The sequence below is a fragment of the Pseudoalteromonas phenolica genome (assembly GCF_001444405.1).
Lineage (GTDB): Bacteria > Pseudomonadota > Gammaproteobacteria > Enterobacterales > Alteromonadaceae > Pseudoalteromonas > Pseudoalteromonas phenolica.
Map to the genome: position 1 here is coordinate 2039072 of NZ_CP013187.1, position 22492 is coordinate 2061563.

General features: G+C 38.7%; 13 protein-coding genes. 1 reads left to right on the top strand and 12 read right to left on the bottom strand.

Annotated elements, in window-relative coordinates; all coding sequences use genetic code 11:
- Nucleotide 1: 1 nt before the first annotated feature.
- Nucleotides 2-1750, bottom strand: coding sequence for a lipid A export permease/ATP-binding protein MsbA (gene msbA, locus PP2015_RS08915; protein WP_058029942.1), 1749 nt, complete (start codon nucleotides 1748-1750; stop codon nucleotides 2-4).
- A gap of 267 nt (nucleotides 1751-2017) precedes the next feature.
- Nucleotides 2018-4300, bottom strand: a complete 2283-nt coding sequence (locus PP2015_RS08920; RefSeq protein ID WP_157599078.1) for a DNA internalization-related competence protein ComEC/Rec2 — start codon at nucleotides 4298-4300, stop codon at nucleotides 2018-2020.
- On the opposite strand from PP2015_RS08920, the gene PP2015_RS08925 reads away from it, so the two are divergent.
- Nucleotides 4280-4786, top strand: a complete 507-nt coding sequence (locus PP2015_RS08925; RefSeq protein ID WP_058029944.1) for a DUF2062 domain-containing protein — start codon at nucleotides 4280-4282, stop codon at nucleotides 4784-4786. The genes PP2015_RS08920 and PP2015_RS08925 overlap by 21 nt on opposite strands.
- A 66-nt stretch (nucleotides 4787-4852) precedes the next feature.
- On the opposite strand, the gene PP2015_RS08930 is transcribed toward PP2015_RS08925, so the two are convergent.
- From PP2015_RS08930 to PP2015_RS08975, 10 genes are all read right to left on the bottom strand, one after another.
- Nucleotides 4853-6589: a DUF3466 family protein gene (locus PP2015_RS08930; RefSeq protein ID WP_058029945.1), complete on the bottom strand. Its 1737-nt coding sequence runs from the start codon at nucleotides 6587-6589 to the stop codon at nucleotides 4853-4855.
- A gap of 11 nt (nucleotides 6590-6600) precedes the next feature.
- Nucleotides 6601-8511: an ATP-binding cassette ATPase Uup gene (gene uup / locus PP2015_RS08935; RefSeq protein WP_058029946.1), complete on the bottom strand. Its 1911-nt coding sequence runs from the start codon at nucleotides 8509-8511 to the stop codon at nucleotides 6601-6603.
- 1 nt (nucleotide 8512) lies between these two features.
- Nucleotides 8513-8740, bottom strand: a complete 228-nt coding sequence (locus tag PP2015_RS08940) for a glutaredoxin family protein (protein ID WP_058029947.1) — start codon at nucleotides 8738-8740, stop codon at nucleotides 8513-8515.
- On the bottom strand, nucleotides 8733-10844 hold the full coding sequence (rlmKL, locus tag PP2015_RS08945) for a bifunctional 23S rRNA (guanine(2069)-N(7))-methyltransferase RlmK/23S rRNA (guanine(2445)-N(2))-methyltransferase RlmL (protein WP_058029948.1): 2112 nt from the start codon (nucleotides 10842-10844) through the stop codon (nucleotides 8733-8735). The genes PP2015_RS08940 and rlmKL overlap by 8 nt, the downstream gene beginning before the upstream one ends.
- A 68-nt stretch (nucleotides 10845-10912) precedes the next feature.
- Nucleotides 10913-11443, bottom strand: coding sequence for a cell division protein ZapC domain-containing protein (locus tag PP2015_RS08950; RefSeq protein ID WP_058029949.1), 531 nt, complete (start codon nucleotides 11441-11443; stop codon nucleotides 10913-10915).
- A gap of 119 nt (nucleotides 11444-11562) precedes the next feature.
- Entirely contained in the window at nucleotides 11563-12573 is a 1011-nt protein-coding gene (pyrD, locus tag PP2015_RS08955; RefSeq protein WP_058029950.1) for a quinone-dependent dihydroorotate dehydrogenase, read from the bottom strand.
- Nucleotides 12574-12653: 80 nt separating this feature from the next.
- Complete coding sequence (locus PP2015_RS08960; RefSeq protein ID WP_058029951.1) at nucleotides 12654-17492, bottom strand: NAD-glutamate dehydrogenase; 4839 nt, start codon at nucleotides 17490-17492, stop codon at nucleotides 12654-12656.
- A gap of 200 nt (nucleotides 17493-17692) precedes the next feature.
- Entirely contained in the window at nucleotides 17693-20023 is a 2331-nt protein-coding gene (locus tag PP2015_RS08965) for an efflux RND transporter permease subunit (RefSeq protein WP_058029952.1), read from the bottom strand.
- On the bottom strand, nucleotides 20023-21192 hold the full coding sequence (locus PP2015_RS08970; protein WP_237113191.1) for a WD40/YVTN/BNR-like repeat-containing protein: 1170 nt from the start codon (nucleotides 21190-21192) through the stop codon (nucleotides 20023-20025). Before PP2015_RS08970 ends, PP2015_RS08965 begins: the two co-directional genes overlap by 1 nt.
- Entirely contained in the window at nucleotides 21122-22489 is a 1368-nt protein-coding gene (locus PP2015_RS08975) for a DUF1329 domain-containing protein (protein ID WP_058029953.1), read from the bottom strand. The genes PP2015_RS08970 and PP2015_RS08975 overlap by 71 nt, the downstream gene beginning before the upstream one ends.
- Nucleotides 22490-22492: the final 3 nt, after the last annotated feature.

A 22492-nucleotide genomic window follows, 5' to 3' on the forward strand; every position in this document is an offset into this window, starting at 1 on the left:
GTTATTCGCCATACTGCATTTGGCAAAGGGCTGCATAGGTGCCTTTTTGCGTAAGTAACGATTTATGATCGCCCTGTTCAATCACTTTGCCTTTATCAAGTACATAAATACAATCAGCGTTTTCTATCGTCGATAATCTATGAGCGATAACAATAGACGTTTTTTCTTTCATCAGTTCATCAAGGGCTGCTTGAATCAAACGCTCAGACTCAGTGTCGAGTGCAGAAGTGGCTTCGTCTAGAATTAAAATCGGTGCATCTTTGATGATTGCACGTGCGATTGCAATACGTTGTCTTTGACCACCAGACAACATCACTCCATTTTCACCCACAACTGTATTAAGTCCCTCTGGTAAGTCTTTTACAAATTCCCATACATGAGCTTTTTTCGCAACGTCGATGATTTCTTGTTCAGTCAAATTCCTATCAGCACCATAGCAAATGTTGTTTGCTAATGTGTCGTTAAATAACACCACTTGCTGAGAAACTATTGCAAATTGTGCTCTCAGCCTTTTGAGTGGATATTGAGATATATTATGGCCATCTAGTAAAATTTCACCGTCCTTAAAATCATAAAAGCGAGGAAGTAGCGATGATAGTGTTGATTTACCAGAACCTGAACGACCGACCAGTGCGATATTTTCACCAGCTCTAATTTTTAAAGACAAATTACTTAAAACTGGCTCATCTTTGCTTGGGTAGGTAAAAGTAACGTTATTGACTTCAATATTACCCTTGGCTTTTTCGAGGGTTAATGTCCCCGTATCTTTTTCAATTTCTAAATCTAAGATTTCAAAAATACTTTGTGCTGCAGTAATACCGCGTTGTAACTCGACATTCACATTTGCCAATTGCTTTAGCGGTTTTAACATCATCATCATTGATGACAACAAAACCACAAAGGTTCCCGATGTAATCGTATCGATAACACTAGGCATAGCAATAATTGCTAAAATTAATGCCATCGCGGCTGCCGCCAAAAACTGGATAACAGAGACACTAATTGCGCGTGTCGCATCCATTTTTACGCGTTGTTGACGGTTCTGGTTATTTACTTGGGCGAAATTAGCAATTTCTTTATCTTGACCACCATAACCATGAATTACTTTGTGGCCTGCCAACATTTGTTCAGAACCACGCGTTACACCGCCCATAGCATCTTGAATATTTTTAGATATTTTTCTAAAACGCTTTGCGACAACAGCAACAATTAAAGCAACAATTGGAATAACAGTTAAGAATATAGACGATAGTTTCCAATTTGCTTCAAACATAACGTAAAGTAAGAAAACAACAAATGCCCCTTCCCTAATAATCACTTGCAAGGCTCGAGTAATCGCTTGCTGAACTTGTTCAGTGTCAAATGTAATCTTAGAGATTAGTTCTCCATTGGAATGCTGATCATGAAATGAAACTGGTAAGAAAAGCATATGCTCAAATAATTGTTGTCTTAGTTTTTGAACAACCCTTGAGCCGACATAACTTAGGCAATAAGAAGCCATATAATTAAATACACCGCGACCCAATACAAGCACAATGACAACAACTGGGGCCCAAGTTAATACTTCCGTGTTTCTTGATGTTAAGCCATCATCGATGAATGGCTGCATTAATCGAATAAACTGCGCATCCATAGCCGCATATCCAAGCATACCGATTACAGAAAATATGGCTGCTAGTTTAAACTCATAGGTATATGAAAACAGGCGTTTATAAATTTGCTTTGCATTATGCTTGGCATTCGTTTGCATAAAAGCTCTCAACTACTTAATAACTTTGCTATTGTACTGCTCATACGTATAAAACAAAATGCTCAAGCTCAAATAACCTCAATTGACAGACATTAATCTGTCTCAACAGACTTTTTTTGGTACTAACTTTGTAAAACTTACTAGCAGTAGGCCAAATTTTAACAAGTAAATTTTTTCTATCTTTAAGTTTAATATCAGTGTCATTTTAAAATATTTTTAGTATTTTAATAATTGTTAGCTTAATCCAATGGTACCTAATCTTATAAATTAAAGCCTTTCACGGTGGTTCACCCAAAAATTTGTCTGCTCTCGAGCACCTTCTATTTTGTAAGAGTCATCAAAAAACCTAATAGTAATTTGTCCACTCAATGCAGTATCTAAAAGTTTGATTTTTTTTGATGCATATCGGTCTGTAATTTCTCTGTGAGGTAAAGCCCAAGGCGAGAAGTAGTTCCTTGAAATAACACCAATATCAGGATTTACAGAAGTTAAAAACTCTTCGCTTGAAGATGTTTTACTTCCATGATGAGGTACAAGCAAAATATTTGCTTTTAAGCTTTCTTGGTATCTTTGAACAAGTAACTGCTCTGCTTCATACTCTATATCACCTGTAAGTAAAATCGAACCACCTGGTCCTGTTATTTTAACTACACAAGAATTATTGTTATCAGATCCCATTGGTACGATTGGCCATATTGACTGTATTATGACCTGGTTCATTTTAATTTTTTGACTTTTGCAATGATTAAGCGGATTGCCATCGTGAAAGATTTTTAAGGAATTGAAACTATCAAAGGCTCTTAGCTCGTCTATTCCACCACTGTGATCTTTGTCGTCATGGCTAATAATAGTGTGCCTTAGAGTTAATCCACGTGCTTGAATTTCCGGCAACGCAACACGCTCAAATAATGAATAAAAATTAAAATATTTTGCACCTAAATCATAGAGCAATGCTTGACCTTCTGACGTGACTAATACAGATGTACCATGGCCAACATCTAGTACATCAACTTGCCAAGCTGGCTTTACATTAAAACTATTCGAAATTAAGGCAAATATAGGAACCAGTGAAATAAACCGGAGACTTTGATTTAGAAGCAACGTCATACTTAAATAAAATAAGATAACCGTTTTATAAGACAATTTTGACCAATTCAACCAAGCGTATTCATTGAAATAATGAGCTGTAAAGTCGAAGCCAACTGCAAGCATGTGATCTATGAACATAAAATCTATATTTAATTTTATGCAATCTAAAAAGAAGCACACGACAATGTATGGAAAGATAATGCTACTGAGTAATGGAAGTACCAGTAAATTTACGAGTAAGCCGACAATACTTACCCCATCAAAATAAAAAATGCTTAAAGGGGCTAAAGTGATGAGAAGCGCCAATTGGATGATAAAAAGTCTGATTAATGCATTTGAATACAACTTGCGTTTTCTTGTCTTTTGCAAAGTTAATATAACCGTAGCAAATCCTATAAAAGATAAATATAAACCTGGGTCAAGTAATGAGAATGGGTCAAAAAATAAAATAAGCGCGAGCGTATAAGATAACATTTTGGGCAAAGTTACATGTCGTTTCGTGAGGTATACGAAAACCAATATTGCAACCATCAACCACGCTCTAATTGCTGACACGGGAAAACCACAAAGATATATATACAACAGTGCAGTTATTAGACTTACAATACAGTAAAAGCAATTTAGATTGTTTTTTTGAAAATTTAGCTTTAAAAACGAGCTTAACACCACCCATACAACCCCTTTAGCTATATATAAACAAAGAAAGGTTATAATGCCTACATGTAATCCTGATATTGCCAATACATGCCCTACTCCGATTTTTATAACATGATCTTTGACCTCTTTAGGAGTTCTTGATTTGTCTCCAGTGCTCAGCCCATAAAAAAGCCAATTTAATTTTTTATCTTTGAATACTTGCCATATTTTATTTTGATACGATTGTCTTAATGAATTCTCTCTTGAAACTATAGATATTATTTCCGTTATCTTTCCTTTGAAGTAAATGTGCTCTTTAAAAGCATAAAGCTCAGAGTCAAAAGTATGAGTATTCTTTCTTGAACGAAATGATTTAAGTTTTGCCTTGATGGTCACATAGTCGTCTGAATTAACCCCCTCAATTTCATTATTTATCGCCAATTGAGCTTTAACAGTTTTGTAAAAAGGAATTTTATGATTATTAACAGACAATAATTTTAATTCTACGAGTGTATTATTATTGGTAGAAATAACTTTAGTAACTGTAGCATTTATATCACTAACATCACTTACAGAGGTTTTATAAGCTTTATAGCTATAAAAAAGCTCAGAATGAGAGACTACGACAAAAATAGCAAAAATAAACCCTAACAATAGATTCAAAATGGGCTTAAAATAGCAACACATTACGATGAGGAATATCAGTGAGCTGTAAAACTGCCAAGTGTGAAAGTAAAAAACCGCTTGAACACAGCCATACAGAAATCCCCAGCAGATCAACATTGAAGTATATGGTTGCTTGTTATGCCAAAAAAAACGATCCAAAAATTCTTACCTGATCACAATAAGGTCAAACAACAAAAATCTTTGAAAATTTTTGGCAGTTTGCTCCATGATGCAAATCTTTGGCATCTCAATCGTCGCTCTGCTAGAGGCGCCTTTTCAGTCGGTTTATTTTTTGCTTTCATCCCTGTTCCCTTTCAAATGGTATTAGCTGCTGCTTGTGCAATTCCTTTTCGTGTGAATTTACCCTTATCAGTTGCACTTGTTTGGCTCACCAATCCGCTTACCATGCCACCAATCTTCTATTGCTCATACAGAGTGGGTGTATTCGCTTTAGGCCAAGAAACTCAACCTTTCCATTTTGAAGCAAGTTGGGAGTGGCTTACAGAAAGTCTATCGACAATTGGTCCTGCATTTATAGTTGGTTCTCTAATTTGTGCGTCTATCGCTGCGATTATTGGATACTTTGGCATTGATTGGCTTTGGCGCCACTCGGTCAACAAAGCTTGGAATTCTAGAGGTCAATAAACGCTAGATAAATTATAGACATAAAAAAAGCCCTTAAGGGCTTTTTTTATGTCTATAATAGAATATTTAAGAAACTCTTCTTCTTAACCATAGTAATGGAAGAGCAAGAAAAGAAAGAAAGCCAAAACTAGCTGATTGTCTCTCATATTCTTCTGCCTCTGGAGGAGTACATTCATCAATTGTCCCCCCTGCAATTGGGGTTAATAAAACTGGAACTACAACCGCTTCATACTCTATATCGCCATCACTGTCTTTCATGACTTGACCAAGTGTATCTCTTCTTTCCACTGTCTTAGTCGCATTGGCATAAATAAATCCAGAGTCAGTGATTTTCGTAGCCTCAGCAATCGTGTAAGGAAACTCACCGCCGTCTTCAGACCGACAAGGAAGAAGGTCATTTATATTTGTAACCTTATCAGCACCCACTTCGTATAAGAATGCTTCGTATTTCGGTGATGAAGTATTTTTTTCAATTTCACCTTGACCTACGACTTGTCCTTTGTCGTTGATATCTCTGACAGTAACTTTAGAACCAGTGAAGAAAGCTGGAATTTCTTCATAAGTCTTTGAATTAATATCGTAGTAGAAACCTACTTGCTTCCTAACTACTAATTGCCCATTGAACGAAGTACCTTGCTCATAGTAATTACCAATAACAATATCACTGTTATTAATATCTATTGCTTTACCACCTTGTATATATGTTTCGTGAGCATGGATGCGATTAAACTCACCATCTTTAAAATACCCTGCTTGCTCATAAGCATATATCCTGTCATCGTCAGTATTTCTTACAATTGAATAACCTACCGCAATGCCATTTTTATTGGTTGCAAGTGCTAAGCTGTTAAAAGCACCTTTCTCATCATCTTCACGAACTATACCTAATCCAAGGCTTTGTGAACCTACAACATCCAAATTGTTATCTAGTTCCCACTGAAAAGCTTCGGTGTTATAAAAGCTGCCTCTTTGTAATTGCCATGAGCATACTGATACAAGTTCATCTATACCATCGCAATTATCATCGTAGCTTTCCTGACTATTTTCTGGAATTGAAACACTGCTGCTACCCACAGCGATGTAATTACCAGAGTCGAGCTGAACTATGTCAGTAACCATTGAGGTTCCACCGTAAGTGTCGAATCCAGGCTCAAGCGTTACTCTTTTTCCACTTGGCGAAATCACTAAACCACGTGATGTCCAATCCCTCACAAAAACAGTTTTATCGTCTTCTCCTTCTTTTGTGAAAACCTCTTGTCTATATGGTGAAGATCCCCAAGCAGCAATAACTCCATCATCAGAGATTGCGGTTGGGAAGTTGGTAACTGAACGAGTTAATGAATCAGCATAGGTTGCTTGAATATCAAAAAGTGTTAATTCGTCAGCTGAGTTTGCTGAAATTATAAGCCCAATTCGATCATTTATTTTTTGGTAGTCTGCGTTACCACTATATGATGCTAGAGCGCCTATCATGAATGCATGAGCGTCAGCATTAGTGTTAGCCGCACCATTTTTTATATCTTCAAGAGTAAATGTTGCCTCTTCATTACTCGTTAGGCTGCTAACATATCGGCTATACAATGATTCTAATTCCGAACTTTCAAAGTCAAGGTAAGAGATATCGATGGCTGTATTGAATAGAGAACTTGCAGCACCTATTACTTCTCCGGATTCATTAACATCAGAAATAAAGGTATTCTTGCTATTTTCGTGCCTAGGCAACTCAGTTAACTGGTAAGTAGCAGCAAAGGCAGTACTGCTTAGTACTGATAATAAACTGGCTGCTAAGATTGTTTTTTTCATTTTAATCCTTACTACTGATTTTGTAATTCTTCTAACTCTTCCCAGCGGGCATAAGCGGTTTCAAGCTCAGACTCTGTATTTGCTAATTGGTTCAATGCTGCTTGAGTCTCTTCCTGAGGTTTTTTGAAAAACTCAGGATCGTTAACTAAAGTTTGCTGCTCTTCTAGTGCAAGTTCAAGAGCCTCTACTTTACTGGGCAGTTGTTCTAATTCAAGTTTTAATTTGTAACTTAGCTTATTACTTTTGTTATTTGTCTTATCTTTTTTTATCTCTTTAGGGGTCTGCGAAATATGCTGCTTTTCTAGTTGCTTTCTTTTTTCATCAAGTTCAGCTTTATAAACTTGATAATCAGTGTAACCACCAATAATATCAATGACTTCCCCATCACCTGAAAACGCCCATACGCTATTGCAAGTGTTATCGATAAACTCACGGTCGTGACTTACAATAAGAATAGTGCCTTGGTACTGGTTAATGATGTCTTCTAACAACTCAAGTGTTTCAATATCAAGGTCATTGGTCGGTTCATCTAAAACAAGGACATTTGAAGGTTTCAAGAAAAGCTTGGCCAATAATAAACGGTTTTTCTCACCCCCTGACAATGCTTTAACTGGCGTTCTAGCTCGTGCAGGCGGAAATAAGAAGTCTTGGAGATAACCCAAAACGTGTCGGCTACGACCGCCCATCATAACTTCTTGCTTACCTTCTGCAACATTGTCCTGCACCGTCGCTTCTTCGTCTAACTTTTCTCTATATTGATCAAAGTAAGCAACTTCAAGGTTTACGCCTTGTTTGACACTGCCTGATACGGCTTCAAGTTGACCGAATAGCAATTTAAGCAAGGTTGTTTTACCTACACCGTTTGGTCCAATTAAACCGACTCTATCTCCACGCATAACGAGGGTAGAGAAATCATTAACAATAGGTTTATTTTTAAAGGCATGTTTTAAGTTTTTAGCTTCAAATACAAGTTTTCCAGAGCGTTCAGCTGTTTCGATATTAAAGTCAGCTTTACCAACTTGCTCAACTCGCTGTTTTCTTTCGACTCGAAGTGCTTTTAAAGCTCTAACACGTCCCTCATTACGTGTACGACGCGCTTTTATGCCTTGTCTGATCCAAGCTTCTTCTTCGGCTAGCTTTTTATCAAATAGAGCGTTTTGCGCTTCTTCAACTTTCAGGTCATGCGCTTTTTGCTCAAGATATTTTTCGTAGTTACCTGGGTAAGAAATTAACTGGCCGCGATCTAAATCTAGGATGCGTGTTGCAATACTGCGGATGAACGCCCTATCGTGCGAAATAAATACAATGCCGCCTTTGAAATCTTTTAAAAACTGCTCTAGCCAAATAACACTGTTCATATCCAAGTGGTTCGTTGGCTCATCAAGTAGCAACAAATCAGGTTCACTCACAAGTGCTTTTGCCAAAGCAACTTTTCTTAACCAGCCACCTGATAGCTTCTCTAATCGCATGTCAGGAGTCAGCTCTAATTGTGCTAAAACCAGCTTAATACGGCTTTCAAAGCGCCAACCATCTTGAGCTTCAATACGAGAAGATAGTTTCTCAAATTTATTTAACACAGATTCAGAATAATCTGATTGCATTTGCTCGCTGACGTGATGGTATTCAATGAGTAAATTAGCGATGTCAGGAATACCATTGGCAACATAATCAAACACTGAGCCTTCAGCACCTTTTGGTGGGTCTTGTTCTAGACGAGATACTTTTAAATCACCAACTTGGTTGATTTCTCCATCGTCTAGTTGAACTTGCCCATCAAGTACTTTGAGTAAAGTTGATTTACCTGCGCCGTTACGGCCAACAATACAGACGCGTTCACCGGCTTCAATCACCGCATCGGCATTATCTAATAGTGGGTGTGTACCAAAAGCTAACTGCGCTTTTGCAATTCTGATTAAATCCATCTTAGTTTATAAACTCTTTTAATTTTTGCTCGTCGAATGGCCAACCTAACTCTTGATTGTTTTTATTTGCCACTACAGGAATGGTGTACTGATATTTTTCTACCAACTCTAGCTCTTCGACAATATCTCTTAAAATTATTTGCTCAGAATTTAAATGAGCATTCAGTAACGCAAGAGCTTGCTCACATAAATGGCAGCCCTCGGTGTGATAAAGGGTAAATTTATCCATGTGTGATCAACCAACTATTATGGATCTGTTTGTTACGTTTAAAGTCAGGTGAGAGCGTCTTATCAGAGATATTCACAGCCTTCAGACCTAACCCCATTAAAGCGACTTCATCCATTTTAAACCCACGCTTATTGTTCGAGAACAATAAAGTGCCTTTCGGGCTTAGAATTTTTTTCACCCACTCCATCAATTTGATGTGATCTCGCTGCACATCAAACTCTGCTTTCATACGCTTCGAGTTAGAGAAGGTTGGTGGATCTAAAAAGATCAAATCATATTGACCTTGTGCGTGTTCAAGCCATTTTAAGCAATCTGCCTGCTCAAATCTAAAACGAGGATTTTTAAGATTGTTTAGTGCAAAGTTTTCTTCTGCCCACTTTAAATAGGTTTTTGACATATCAACGGTTGTAACCGACTTCGCACCGCCCACTGCAGCATGAACAGATGCACTGCCGGTGTAAGAGAATAAGTTCAATACACGTTGGCCCTTTGCATTTTGCTGGATATAGCGACGTGCCAGACGGTGATCTAAGAATAAGCCCGTATCTAAATAGTCGAACAAGTTTACTTTAAATTTCGCACCAAACTCTTCAACTACATCGACTCTATTTTGCTTATCGAAACTATTGTATTGCGAATCGCCTTTTTGCTTTTTACGAACCTTAACTGCAATATTCTCAGCTGGAATATTAAGTTGTTCAGACGTTAAGGTGATGACGTCTTGTAGACGTTTTTGAGCAACGGTATCGTCAATTTCTTTCGGTGCTGCATATTCGAAGATAACCGCAGAATCGTTATAAACATCGACAGCGACATTATATTCAGGAATGTCTGCATCATATAAACGATACGCATTAATGCCCTCCTTTTTAATCCATGATTTAAGGGCGTTTTTATTTTTCTTTAAACGGTTTCCAAAAGCTGAAGAACCTTCAAAGTTCAAACCTGTCTTCTCTTGGCTTTGGCTTACCTGTTTTTCGTTCACATCGTAAAGGTAGAGTGCGACATCAAGTGGACCATTTTTAAACTTATAGGTTTTAGATTTAGCTAATTTGAGTAATTTGAATAAACTTTCGTCTGTGCCTAAAAGTGCCAGTTGCCAATTTTGGAAGTACTTTTTAAACCCTAGACCCATATTTCTGTATAGGTTTATAAGTTCGGCCATCGCACCTAAACGTTCACCATAAGGTAAGTTACTTAATACAACCCCAGAACGCTTGGCAACTTGAGACAATTTATTCGCATCTTTAACACTAAAATCAATGAGATTCTCAACGCCAGCTCTTCGCGCATTTTGCTTCGCAACATTAATAACTCGTTCATCAAAATCTGAACCCATGATCCATAAATTGTTTTCTTTTATTTCGCTTTTCAAAGCCTGTTTGATTTCATCAAATTTTGCTGGTCTGAAGCTAGGCAGGTTTTGGAACGCAAACTTACGATTAATATTCGCAGGTACCTTGTTTGCCATTCCAACTGCTTCAATAAGTAAAGTACCTGAACCACAACATGGATCAAATAGAGGCAGACTTACATCATTCAACCAACCACTGCGCTTTACCAATGCGGCTGCTAAATTTTCACGAATAGGCGCTTTGCCTTGTCGAGTTCTGTAACCTCTGTCAGATAAACGTGGGCCTGAATAATCTAAATAAAGCATGCAATGGCTTTTATTTAATTTTGCCACAATACGAATATTTGGCTCGGCTTTGTCTACGTTTGGACGTTGCTCAAATAGGTCGTTGAAGTAATCAACTACGGCATCTTTAATCACTAACCCTGAGAACTGAGTATTTTTTAAAGCCTGGTTTGTACCATTGAATTCAATCGCAAATGTTTGTTTTGGACCAAAGAATTCTTGCCAAGGCTGAAAACGTGCAAATTTATATAAATCTTCTTTGGTGTTAATCTCTGCATTTTCTTCTAAAAGCAGCATGACACGTGTTGCAAAACGTGTGACTAAACAAAATCGTTGTGCTTGGCTATTATCCGCCTCAAACTTTACTGACCCAACAGATTGTTTGATAACATCTAAGCCTTGCTCTTTGATTTCATCTACTAATAAATTCTCAATACCAATTGAAGTAAGCGCGATAAATTGCAATGTTTTAACCCTATATACTTTAATGCACGAAAGTATATCACAGGTTGTTTGTTGCTTGCTTTGTTGAGTTAAGCTGTTTTGGTAATTTTGTCAGCTAACATCAGAGGATGAATACGATTATTCAAAACTCGTATTGCTTGAAACGGGTCTAAAGTAAGATGCTCATCTAATTTAAACTCAGAATTTAAACTAATGCACAATGAGCTCTCAGCATCACATTCAACAATAAAAAACTCACCAGTTTGTTGAGATGAATTTAGCGCTACGATTGCTTCAGTCCTGTCAGCATTGCCGGTGTATTCAGTAAAAAACCAACTTTTTGCAAGCATAGGTTTTAAATGAAATTTCGCTGCAGTTGCATTTAAAGCGACCTGACAACATTGAGCGTCAGTCCACACTTTGAAATTCTGAAGGTAAAAATAAACGTTTTGATAATATTCTGCATCGTCGATACAAAACTTTGGATTAGATAAGGAGTCGCCAGTAAGTTGGTATAATTTAAAAGGCGTGCATAGTTGAAGCTCATCACCTAAGTCAATAAGAAGTCGATTGCGTTCATTACAACGTAACCACTGCCATTCTTTAGAAGCTTGCACTATGAGATCTCCTGCCTACTAGCCTTATCTAGTTAGAGACAGGAGTATAGCGAAAAATAGAAAATGTTAAAAATGTTTATAAGAACAAATTTTAAAGGATCATTTAGTTATATAACTGATCATTATAAAGCGTCAACAATTCGCTTAACTAATTGCGGCCCTTCATAGATAAACCCTGTATATACCTGGACTAAATCTGCACCTGCATTAAGTTTTTCTTTAGCAGAATCAGCCGAATCGATCCCACCAACACCAATGATCGGAAGATTTCCTTCAGTGATCCTTTTCAATTCGTTAACAACAAAGGTAGATTTCTCTCGAACTGGGCGACCTGATAAGCCACCCATTTCATCTGCATACTGTAAACCTTTGACTGCTTCACGCTCAAGCGTCGTATTCGTTGCAATCACACCGTCAATCCGATTCTTCATAAGTGATTCAGCGATTTGCTGAACTTGGACCGCGTCAACATCAGGCGCAATTTTTACAAGCATAGGTACTGATTTGTCGTGCTTAGCGATTAAATCAACTTGTTCATTTTTAAGGCTTTGTAGTAAATCATCTAGTGCATCACCATACTGTAGGTCACGAAGCCCTGGAGTGTTAGGTGATGAAATATTCACAGTGATGTAAGAAGCATGTTCAAAAACTTTTCGCATGCAGTGAATGTAATCATCTTTACCCTTTTCGTTTGGCGTGTCTTTGTTTTTGCCAATATTGATACCCAAAACACCTGTGTATTTTGAAGCTTTTACATTGTTAACTAGATTATCAACACCTTTGTTATTGAAACCCATGCGGTTAATAACAGCATGTGCTTCAGGTAGTCTGAAAATTCGTGGTTTATCATTACCCGCTTGAGGTCGGGGTGTAACCGTTCCTACTTCAATAAAGCCAAAACCCATTTGACCAAAAGCATCAATACATTCAGCATTTTTGTCCAATCCAGCAGCGAGACCAACTGGGTTTTTGAAATCTATACCAAGAAAGTTTACAGGTTTATCTGCAACAGATTGCGACCAAGCCATACTGAGCGGTGTATTGGCAAAACGACGAAGGTTACCCAATGCAAAATCATGGGCCCACTCAGCATCTCGACCGAACATATAGCGACGCGCTAGTTCATAAAACATGAAAACTCCTTAGTAATCGTAAAAAAAATCTGGGCAAAAAAATACCCCAGCAAAGCTGAGGTATTTTAGCGGTTTATAAATTATTTGGAAGTGTCACAGTTGTGGCTTAGTAACATTAATTCACGCAGTGCGACTGAAATTTTCGCAAAGTCATGGCTTTGAGACGTTTTGAACTCTTGAACCATATGCTGCCAACGCGTCAGTAACACAGATTGCTTGTCCATCCAAGATTCAACAAGTTCATTCACATCCGCAGTTTCAGTTTCTAAGCTGTTTAAAACAACCTCAGACAACGAACGCTGCTGCCAATCTAGCTCTTCGCGGTATGAAGCACGAGCAAGAGCTTGCCAGTGATTTGTCACTGGCTGAGCAGTGATTTGATCTAAGAACCAGTGAAGACCCATTTTCGCGCCAAGCTTGAAATAAGTATTAGATACCATATCAATCGCTTTTGACGAGTTATCTGCAACTTCAGCTAAATCCATTACCGAGAATAAACTTGATAATGACACAATTCGTGTAGCAAGCTCTGAAGGTACCCCCTGCTCAGTCAATTTATCTGCATTTTTAGCAATTGATTGCGCTTCATCAGCAACTAAGTATTCGCTTAGGTTTGCACTAACATCTTTGAATGTAGGAGCAAAGAACTCGATAGTTTGTTCAATTGTCATTGCCTTGTTACGGTGACGTAAGAACCAACGTGTTGCTCGACGAACCGTACGACGAAGTTGATACAGCATTTCAGTTTGAACATCAGCTGAGATTTGGTTATCAAGGTTTGCAATGTCGTTCCAAGTACCCTTCATTTCAAAAATCGCACTTGCGATTGAGTAACAAAGTGCAATCTCGCTGTCTGAAGCACCTGTTTCTTCATGCATACGAACCATAAAGTTAAGACCCATGTCGTTAACAATATTGTTCGCAAGTTTAGTCGCGATGATTTCTTTGCGCAGTGGGTGGTTATCCATTGCTGCATTGAATTTGTCACGAAGTGGAACAGGGAAAGAATTCACCAATAACTGACGGTAATAAGGATTTTCAGAAACTTCATCTGTAACTAAAGACTCTTTTAATACCATCTTAGAGTAAGAAACAAGAACAGACAGCTCTGGGCGTGTTAAATCTTGACCAGCAGCAGCACGTTCTGCGAGTTCTTCATCTGTTGGTAAGAACTCGATAGCTCTGTCTAACTTCCCATCTTTCTCTAGAGCATGGATGAAGCGGATCTTCTCTTTAAGCGTCGCAGGCCCCTTAGACTTTGTAATAGACAGCGTATGAGTTTGACGGTAACAATCAGCCAATACTAGCTCAGATACTTCATCCGTCATTGCATAAAGTAACTCATCACGTTGCTTCTTAGTTAAGTCACCTTCAGCCACTAAACCGTTAAGCAAGATTTTGATATTTACTTCATTATCTGAACACGCAACGCCACCTACGTTATCAATAAAGTCAGTATTAATACGACCACCTTTAGCAGCAAACTCGATACGGCCTAGTTGCGTCGCACCTAAGTTACCACCTTCACCGAAGATTTTTGCACCAAGTTCAGAACCATTGATACGCAGTGCATCATTCGCGCGGTCGCCTACATCAGCATCTGTTTCAGATTTAGCTTTAATGTAAGTACCGATACCACCATTCCATAAAAGATCTGAAGGCATCATTAATAATGCTTTGATCAATTCGTTTGGTGTCATGCTGGCTTTCTTAGTGCCTAGCATCTTTTTAATTTCTGGTGTCAATGTGATTGACTTAGCAGCACGAGAGAAAATGCCACCACCTTCTGAAATTAATGACTTGTCGTAGTCTTCCCAGCTTGAGCGAGGTAGTGCAAATAATCTCTCGCGTTCTAGGTAAGAGCTTGCCGCAACAGGGTTAGGGTCGATGAAAATGTGCATGTGGTTAAATGCAGCTTGTAAACGAATATGCTTAGATAGAAGCATACCATTACCGAATACGTCACCGGCCATATCACCAATAGCAACCGCTGTGAAATCAGTTGTTTGACAATCGATACCCATTTCTCTGAAGTGGCGTTTAACTGATTCCCAAGCACCTTTCGCTGTGATACCCATCTTCTTGTGGTCATAACCAATAGAACCACCTGAAGCAAACGCATCACCTAACCAGAAGTTGTATTCTTCAGCAATACCATTTGCGATATCTGAGAACGTCGCTGTACCTTTGTCAGCAGCTACAACTAAGTAAGGGTCGTCTTCATCGTGACGAACAACATCAACAGGAGGGACAATGTCACCATGAATGATGTTATCAGTGATGTCTAATAGACCACGGATAAATAGTTTGTAACACTCTTGACCTTCTTTGAAGAAAGCTTCTCTTTCTGTTGGAAGCTGCTTACAAACGAAGCCACCTTTTGAACCAACAGGCACGATAACAGTGTTCTTAACTTGTTGTGCTTTTACTAGGCCCAGTACTTCAGTACGGAAATCTTCACGACGGTCAGACCAACGTAGGCCACCACGTGCAACTTTACCACCACGTAAGTGAACACCTTCTACGCGAGGCGAGTATACGAAGATTTCGAATGCTGGCAGCGGTAATGGCATTTCAGGAATAGCACTTGGCTGAACTTTGAATGAAACATATGATTTGTTCGTACCATCTGCTTCTTTTTGGAAGAAGTTAGTACGAAGTGTTGCATTGATCATATCAACATATAAGCGAATGATTCGGTCATCATCTAGGTTTGCTACATGTTCTAAGTCTTCATGAATGCTTGCAACTAGTTTGTCTAAGGTCTTCTGCGCTGCTGGTTTTGCAGGAGAGAACTTTTTGATAAATAGTTCGACAATCTTGCTTGCAATCTGAGGATAATGCTCAAAAGTATTCTCAATGTATGACTGAGAGAAAGTCACACCGATTTGACGCATATACTTAGCGTATGCACGAAGAATTGACGCTTCACGGCCTTTTAAGCCACCCATAAGCACTAAGCGGTTGAAACCGTCATTTTCTAAACGATTGTTCCAAACATTTGTCAGTGCCGCACGGAAACGCGCTGAAACTTGGTTGAAGTCAGAAATTCCCTTGCTATCAAGCAGCATAGAGAAGTCCATAATCCAGTTTACTTGACCATCGCTGGTCTTCACTGCATATGGTGTTTCACCAATGACACGTAAACCAAAGTTTTCAAGCATCGGCATTACGTCAGACAAGTGAATAGGCTCATCTTTATGGAATAAGCTTAAACGAACAATGTTAGAGTTTGCTTCTTCTTGAGGACGATAGAACAACATTTCTAGCTTGTTCTCTTCGTCTAGCGTTTCAAGTTTTTCGATATCGACAACCGCAGCTGAAGGTAAAACTTGATCTTTATATGCTGACGGGAACGCATTGCTATATTTACGGTTAAGCTCATTACCTCGAGACTCACCATTACTCTCTAAAAGAGCAGCTTGAAGCTTATCTTCCCAAGTACGGGCCGCTTCAATTAAATTATTTTCGATATCTTTCACGTTATATTCAATATTGTTGTCAGCTACACGCACAATATAATGAGTACGCGCTAACGTAGATTCTGAGAAGAAAGTAGTAAATTCAACTTTATCCGTTGAATTAAACGAACGGGCAAGGAGTTGCTGAGTTTCGCGACGAAGCGCGGTGTTATATCTTTCTCGCGGTACATACACCATACAAGAGAAGAAACGGCCATATACATCTTTACGGATGAATAAACGACACATATTTCGCTCTTGCACCTGTAATACACCGGTAGCAACTTCTAAAAGCTCAGATTCACGAGCCTGAACTAATTCATCACGAGGGTATGTTTCAAGGATGTTCAATACCGCTTTGTATGCGTGCGTGCCTTTTGCAAAGTCACATGCTTCCATGATGCGATTAATTTTGCTCTCTAAAATTGGGACATCTGCTGCGCTGTTGTTATAAAAGCTTGAAGAAAATAAACCAATGAAACGGTCTTCCCCTACTACATTGCCTTTATCATCAAAACGCTTAATACCAACATAGTCAACATAAGCTGGTCGGTGTACACGCGATAACGAATTTGTTTTTGTAAGAATTAATAAGTTATTGCTACGTGCTTCTTTACGGGCGACTTCTGGTAACTCAGAAAGCAAACGGCTGTTTTCATCAGACGTATTTTTCATAAGACCTAAAGAAGTGCCTGTAACCGGTTTTAACTCGTAATCCCCTTGCACTGGGTTCAAGTCATACTGTCGATAGCCCATGAAAGTGAAGTTGTCTTTCACTAGCCATTCTAAAAATTCAGCGGCTTCTTTTACTTCAGCTTCAGTACAACCAAAGTTACGAGATGGCAGCTCATTTGTCACAGAAACAAGTTTGTCTCTGATTGGCAACCAGTCTGCTACAGCAAGCGAAACGTCTTTTAGAACTGACTGTAATTCACTTGTTAGTGTAACAATTGCTTCTGAATCAGTTTGACGATCAATTTCGATAAAGAAAACAGTTTTTGTAGAATTTGATTCTTGCTCGGCTTTTAAGTTTGAAATTGCAGAGATTTGGCTGTTTTCGTCACGTTTGATTTTCAACGGACTGTGAAGAAGAAGATGAGAGACGATGTTCAGACGATTCATTGCCATACGCACTGAATCAACTAAGAACGGCATATCGTTTGCGATGATCTCAACAATCGTATGCGACGATTGCCAACCATCTTTTGATACCTCTGGGTTAAACACTCTAATTACGGCTTCATCAGACGTATTTTTTTCAAGTGAATTCCAAAGACTCAGTGCTGCACCGTATAGGTCACTGTCGTTACGTTTTGCCAGATCCTCTTTAGACATATTGCTGTACAAGGCTTTGGCAAAAGTTTCAACGAGTGACACATTGTCTGCATGAACTTTCTTTTGGATCAACTTACATACATTATCTAAGATAACAGATGCTGGACCTTCATTTTGTGTCATATGTGTTCCTTAATCTATACCACCTTGAACGGTAGATTATTTGTACAGCCATTTATTAGCGTGGAGTCAGGTAAATTCTAACCTTTCTGACGCTAATAAACAGCTTTTTCGACGAAAACATTTCAAGCTTTTCAGCCATTTGCTCATCTATTCACAAATAATAGATATAAATAGGCAATCCTTGCCATTTTAAAGCACATTTATTCACATTTTTTTTTCTGGTCAGGCCAGAGAAGCGTACCTATAGCAGGCAATAACAGTACTGCCCCCAGCATGTTGACTAAAAACATAAAGGTTAAAAGAATACCCATATCAACTTGGAATTTAAGCGCTGAGAATATCCACGTACTTACGCCTATTGCCAATGTAATACCTGTAAATAGCACCGCACTACCACGTTCGGCAAGTGCATTACGGTACGCAATAGATAATGGCACGTTTTGCTTAAGCTGTGACATCATCGACGAGAGGATATAAATACCATAATCGACACCAATACCCACACCAAGTGCAATAACAGGTAATGTAGATACAGTTAAACCAATTTCAAGTTTTACCATCAGCGCTTGAGCCAAAGTTGATACTATGTATAAAGGTAAAACAACAGCGATGGTCGCTTTAACACTTCTAAAGCTCAATAAACAAAGAATAATTACTGCACCATATACATAAATCATCATTGGAATTTGTGCTTCGGCAACAGATTCATTGGTTGCGGCCATAACACCAATTGGTCCCGAGGCTAACTTAAATTGCACTTTGTCAGTATTTTCAATTGCTGCAAACTCTTTGATTTTTGCAACCACATAATCAATGGTTTCAGCTTTATGGTCTTCCATGAAAATAACTATAGGCATCACAGAACAATCACCATTCAGTAGACCCGTACTTGTTTCTACACGAGAAGTTGCTTGAACCAGCGAGGCACTATTGCGAGGAAGCGTTTGCCATTTCAGGTTTCCTTCGTTGTAGCCAGCATTTACTGATTGCGCTACAGAACTTAAAGACACTGCCGATTGCACACCTTCTAAGTTCTCGATTCTCCATTGGAAACGACTAACTCGTTCCATAGTATCAAATTCAGTACAGGCAGCCGGATACGCTTCTACTAGTACCTTTAAGATATCTGACGAAATCGTATACCTGTCATTAATTAAGAACGTATCTTGGTTGTATCGTGCACTTTCATGCAAAGCAGGTGCACCTGCGTGTAAATCACCAATCTTCATATTGTTTGATTGCCAATAACCAAAGGCAAATAATACAACTGAAATAAAGATGATTATTTTTGCTTTTTTAGGGTCAGTCGCTGCAACTAAACTTTCACGCATAGCGGTGAATAATTTATGCGAGGCTGTGTCACCATCATCAACTCGATGGATCTTTGAAGAGTTAAAATAAGAAGCTAATACAGGCAACAATAGTAAATTAGTAAAGATAATAACAGCGACACCTAAACTTGCCGTGATAGCAAGCTCACGAATAATTCCGATATCAATTGCTAATAAGGTTAAGAAGCCAACCGTATCTGATAACAACGCGATACCACCCGGAATAAGTAGTGCTTTAAAACTAGCTTGAGCAGCAACTTTACTCGAAACACCTTCAGATACTTTCTTACCAATGGCATTGATCATTTGCACGCCATGACTCACACCAATTGCAAATACTAAGAATGGCACAAGAATAGACATAGGATCTAAGCCAAAGCCTAGAGAAGACAGTAAGCCCATTTGCCAGATAACAGCAATTAATGAACATAAAATAGGTAAAAGAGTTAGCTTAAAGCTCTTACAAAATAGCCACACCATGATAAAGGTGAACAAGATAGCTATAACAAAGAATAGCACAACACCTTTAGCACCATCTGCAATGTCACCAGCCATTTTAGCGAAGCCAATAATATGAATAGTCACATTATCACTCTCTAATGGCTTACGAATTTCATCCTCTAGCTTTTTAGCAAACGCCAACGTATCTAACTTCTCCTGCGTTTGCGGATCAGTCTCTAGTAATTGCGCTGTTACCATGGCACAACTGTAGTCACTGGCAATCATACGCCCTACTACATTGGCTTTTTCAATGTTTTGCTTTACGACTGCTAAACCATTTTCTGTTGGTGCAAAATTAGCAGGAATAATAGGCCCACCGGCGAAACCATCTTCTACGACTTCCACAAAGCGTGCACTCGGAGAAAAAATAGAATTTACCAGCGGTCTATTAACACCAGGGATAAAATAAAGCTGGTCATGAACTGATTTTAGTGTTGAGAAAAATGGTTCATTAAAAATATCGCCATTGGCATCACACACCGAAATTAAAATACTGTTGGCCCCCCCAAACTGCTTTTCATGCTTAAGATACACTTTCATGTAATCATGTTGCAGAGGAATATTCTTAGTAAAGGCTGCGTCTAGTTGAATATGTGTTGCTTTGTAACCAAGAAAAATAGTGGCGAATATAAACGCCAAAACCATAAATAGTCTGTGACGGAATACGACATATTCGAGTTTATTCAATATAGCTTGCATTACTTGCTATCTCCCCAAGTAATTAGCCCTTTTTCCGTTGCCAAAATTACTTTATTTTTAAAAATGGTCGCTGATAATATTGCTTGACCTGAAGGCAGTTGCTCACTGGAAACCTTCTGACCATCAAAATTGTGTATCAAACCTGAGTTTGCAAACAGTAAAGTTGAGTCCTCAAGTGGCAAAATCGTATTGATAGTTGCCGTTTGCGCAATGTCGATTTCAGTGAAATCAATATCACTTTGTGACTTAATGAAGGCATTTCCTCTTAGTCCTGCAACCAGAATTTGCCCTTCTGCTGTTTCGTTTACACTAAAAAAAGAACCTGGGTAAAACTCATCAAATTTTTTCCAAGTAAGACCTTTATCTTCACTTTTTGCTACTAAACCCATTTCACCAACAAGGTAAAATGCCCGATCTTTAATCAATAAACGATTGAAGTGAGGTAAAATAAATTTAATTTCGTCTTGATAGGCTTCAGGATCATCCTGCTTTAGTTCTTCAAGATATTCTTTGTCATCAGGGTGCACAAAATCACTAATGAATTGTGATTGCCAAGTTTTACCGCCATTAGTGGTCTTATAAAACATGCCATAGGCACCAATAGCAAAACCTGTATTTTCATCTATAAATTCAATATCTAAGCATGGCTTCCCTTGTTCAGGTAAATACTGCTGTAATTGCCAAGTTTTACCATTATCTGAACTATGCACTATGGTTGCATCATGGCCACATGCCCATGCGGCTTTGTCAGACTTTATCGTAACAGCTGTTAAAAGAGATTGAACAGGTACTTCAGCTTGTCGCCAATTTTGGCCATCTGTTGAAGTTACAATAGTGCCAAACTTTCCAACAGCAACGACTTGGTCATCTGTGCTATCTATGTCTGTAAATAGTGTTGAATTTGGTTTTGCAACTTGTAAAGAAGCTGACGGAGCTGATAATACTTCATAGGAAGAAAAAGTCGCCATCAAGCAAAACGCGTACTGATTAAATTTCATGCTGAATACTCGAACATCTGTTGTCGAAGACAAAGGAATTTGTCTTGAATGTTGAATAAAGTGGCTGGGTGACAGCCACTTTTTTATTTCTGTAAGAAGATTAACGCTTACCTTCGCGACGAAGTGCACTTTGCGTAAACTCATTGTCTTTGAATGACTGAGTGAAGTCATACATTGACTCTTCGTTATCAAGACCGATTGCTAAATAGCGACGAGAGTTTAAGTCATGGTAAACATCTAATGTACTCCAATGAGTAGGCACATCATAGTAGTTCAAACCGTGAGCCATCGCCACTCGGTACATTTGATCACGGTTATCGTAGATATCTGTTACATGGATCTGCCAGCTATCTTCGTCAATGTAGAAAACACGCTTTTTGTAAATATGACGCGTGCCGTCTTTAAGATTTGCTTCAACTACCCAAACACGGTGTTTTTCGTAACGAACATGTTCTGGATTAATATGACCGGCATGAAGAATGTCATCATACTTTAGCTTATCGCTGTGAAGCTTATAGCTGTTGTATGGAATATACATTTCTTTCTTACCTTTCAAAGTCCACTCATAACGATTTGGTGAACCATTGAACATATCGAAGTCATCTGTAGTACGTAAGCTATCAGATGCTGTACCTGGTGCATCGTATGCTACATTTGGCGCACGACGAACACGACGTTGACCCGTGTTATAAGTCCACGCTTGGCGAGGCGTTAAAATTTGATCCATTGTTTCATGTACAAGAAGCGCAGTACCGGCAAGTCTTGCTGGCTCTGTTACTTTTTGCTTGAACTTGAATAATACATTGGACTCTTGAAGTGCTTCAGGCGTTGCCGCTGGATCAGAGTATTTAACAAGTAGCTTTTCATCAAAGCCGATAATGTTATAAGAGCCTGATGCAGTTGGCATTGCTTGACCACCGAAACGCGCGATCGATAGACCACGGTAGCGTAATAAATGGTTCCAAATTGCTTCTAAACCATTTGCAGGTACTGGGAATGGAATACCAATAGCAGTATTTTTTATACCATTACCACCTTCGATTAGTTCTGCAGTTTGTGCATACTTCTTCGTCGCATCATAAACAAACTGAGGATATGCTGCACTTCGACGAGTTGGGTAAATGTTCATTTTGAACGTATCAGGGTACGTTTCAAATAACGCAATTTGGCCCGGGCTCAATAAGTCTTTATGTTTATCAAGGTTATTCTTATCGATGGTAAGAATAACCTTATCATCAGCATAAGGGTCAATGTGGTGCATGCCAGCTTGAAAGCCCGCAGGTGGTTTAGTTATACCACCAGTCCAAGCTGGTATTGAACCGTCCGCGTTACCCGCTTTTTCTGCGCCGATTGGTGTCAAATCAGCACCTAGTCTAGCTATTTGCTCTGCAGTCATATCTGCATTAGCAAAAGGTGCAGCCATCATTGTTATTATCGTTGCTGCGATCATGCTTGGTTTTTTAAACATATA

Excerpts from the sequence above, each read along its gene's own strand:
- PP2015_RS08940 (WP_058029947.1), bottom strand. The coding sequence starts at position 8,740 with ATGGATAAATTTACCCTTTATCACACCGAGGGCTGCCATTTATGTGAG.
- uup (WP_058029946.1), bottom strand. The coding sequence starts at position 8,511 with ATGGATTTAATCAGAATTGCAAAAGCGCAGTTAGCTTTTGGTACACAC.
- pyrD (WP_058029950.1), bottom strand. The coding sequence starts at position 12,573 with ATGTTTTATGAACTAGCGCGTCGCTATATGTTCGGTCGAGATGCTGAG.
- PP2015_RS08965 (WP_058029952.1), bottom strand. The coding sequence starts at position 20,023 with ATGCAAGCTATATTGAATAAACTCGAATATGTCGTATTCCGTCACAGA.
- PP2015_RS08930 (WP_058029945.1), bottom strand. The coding sequence starts at position 6,589 with ATGAAAAAAACAATCTTAGCAGCCAGTTTATTATCAGTACTAAGCAGT.
- PP2015_RS08970 (WP_237113191.1), bottom strand. The coding sequence starts at position 21,192 with ATGACTTCACTCAGTCATTCAAAGACAATGAGTTTACGCAAAGTGCAC.
- PP2015_RS08960 (WP_058029951.1), bottom strand. The coding sequence starts at position 17,492 with ATGACACAAAATGAAGGTCCAGCATCTGTTATCTTAGATAATGTATGT.
- PP2015_RS08925 (WP_058029944.1), top strand. The coding sequence starts at position 4,280 with ATGCCAAAAAAAACGATCCAAAAATTCTTACCTGATCACAATAAGGTC.
- PP2015_RS08975 (WP_058029953.1), bottom strand. The coding sequence starts at position 22,489 with ATGTTTAAAAAACCAAGCATGATCGCAGCAACGATAATAACAATGATG.
- msbA (WP_058029942.1), bottom strand. The coding sequence starts at position 1,750 with ATGCAAACGAATGCCAAGCATAATGCAAAGCAAATTTATAAACGCCTG.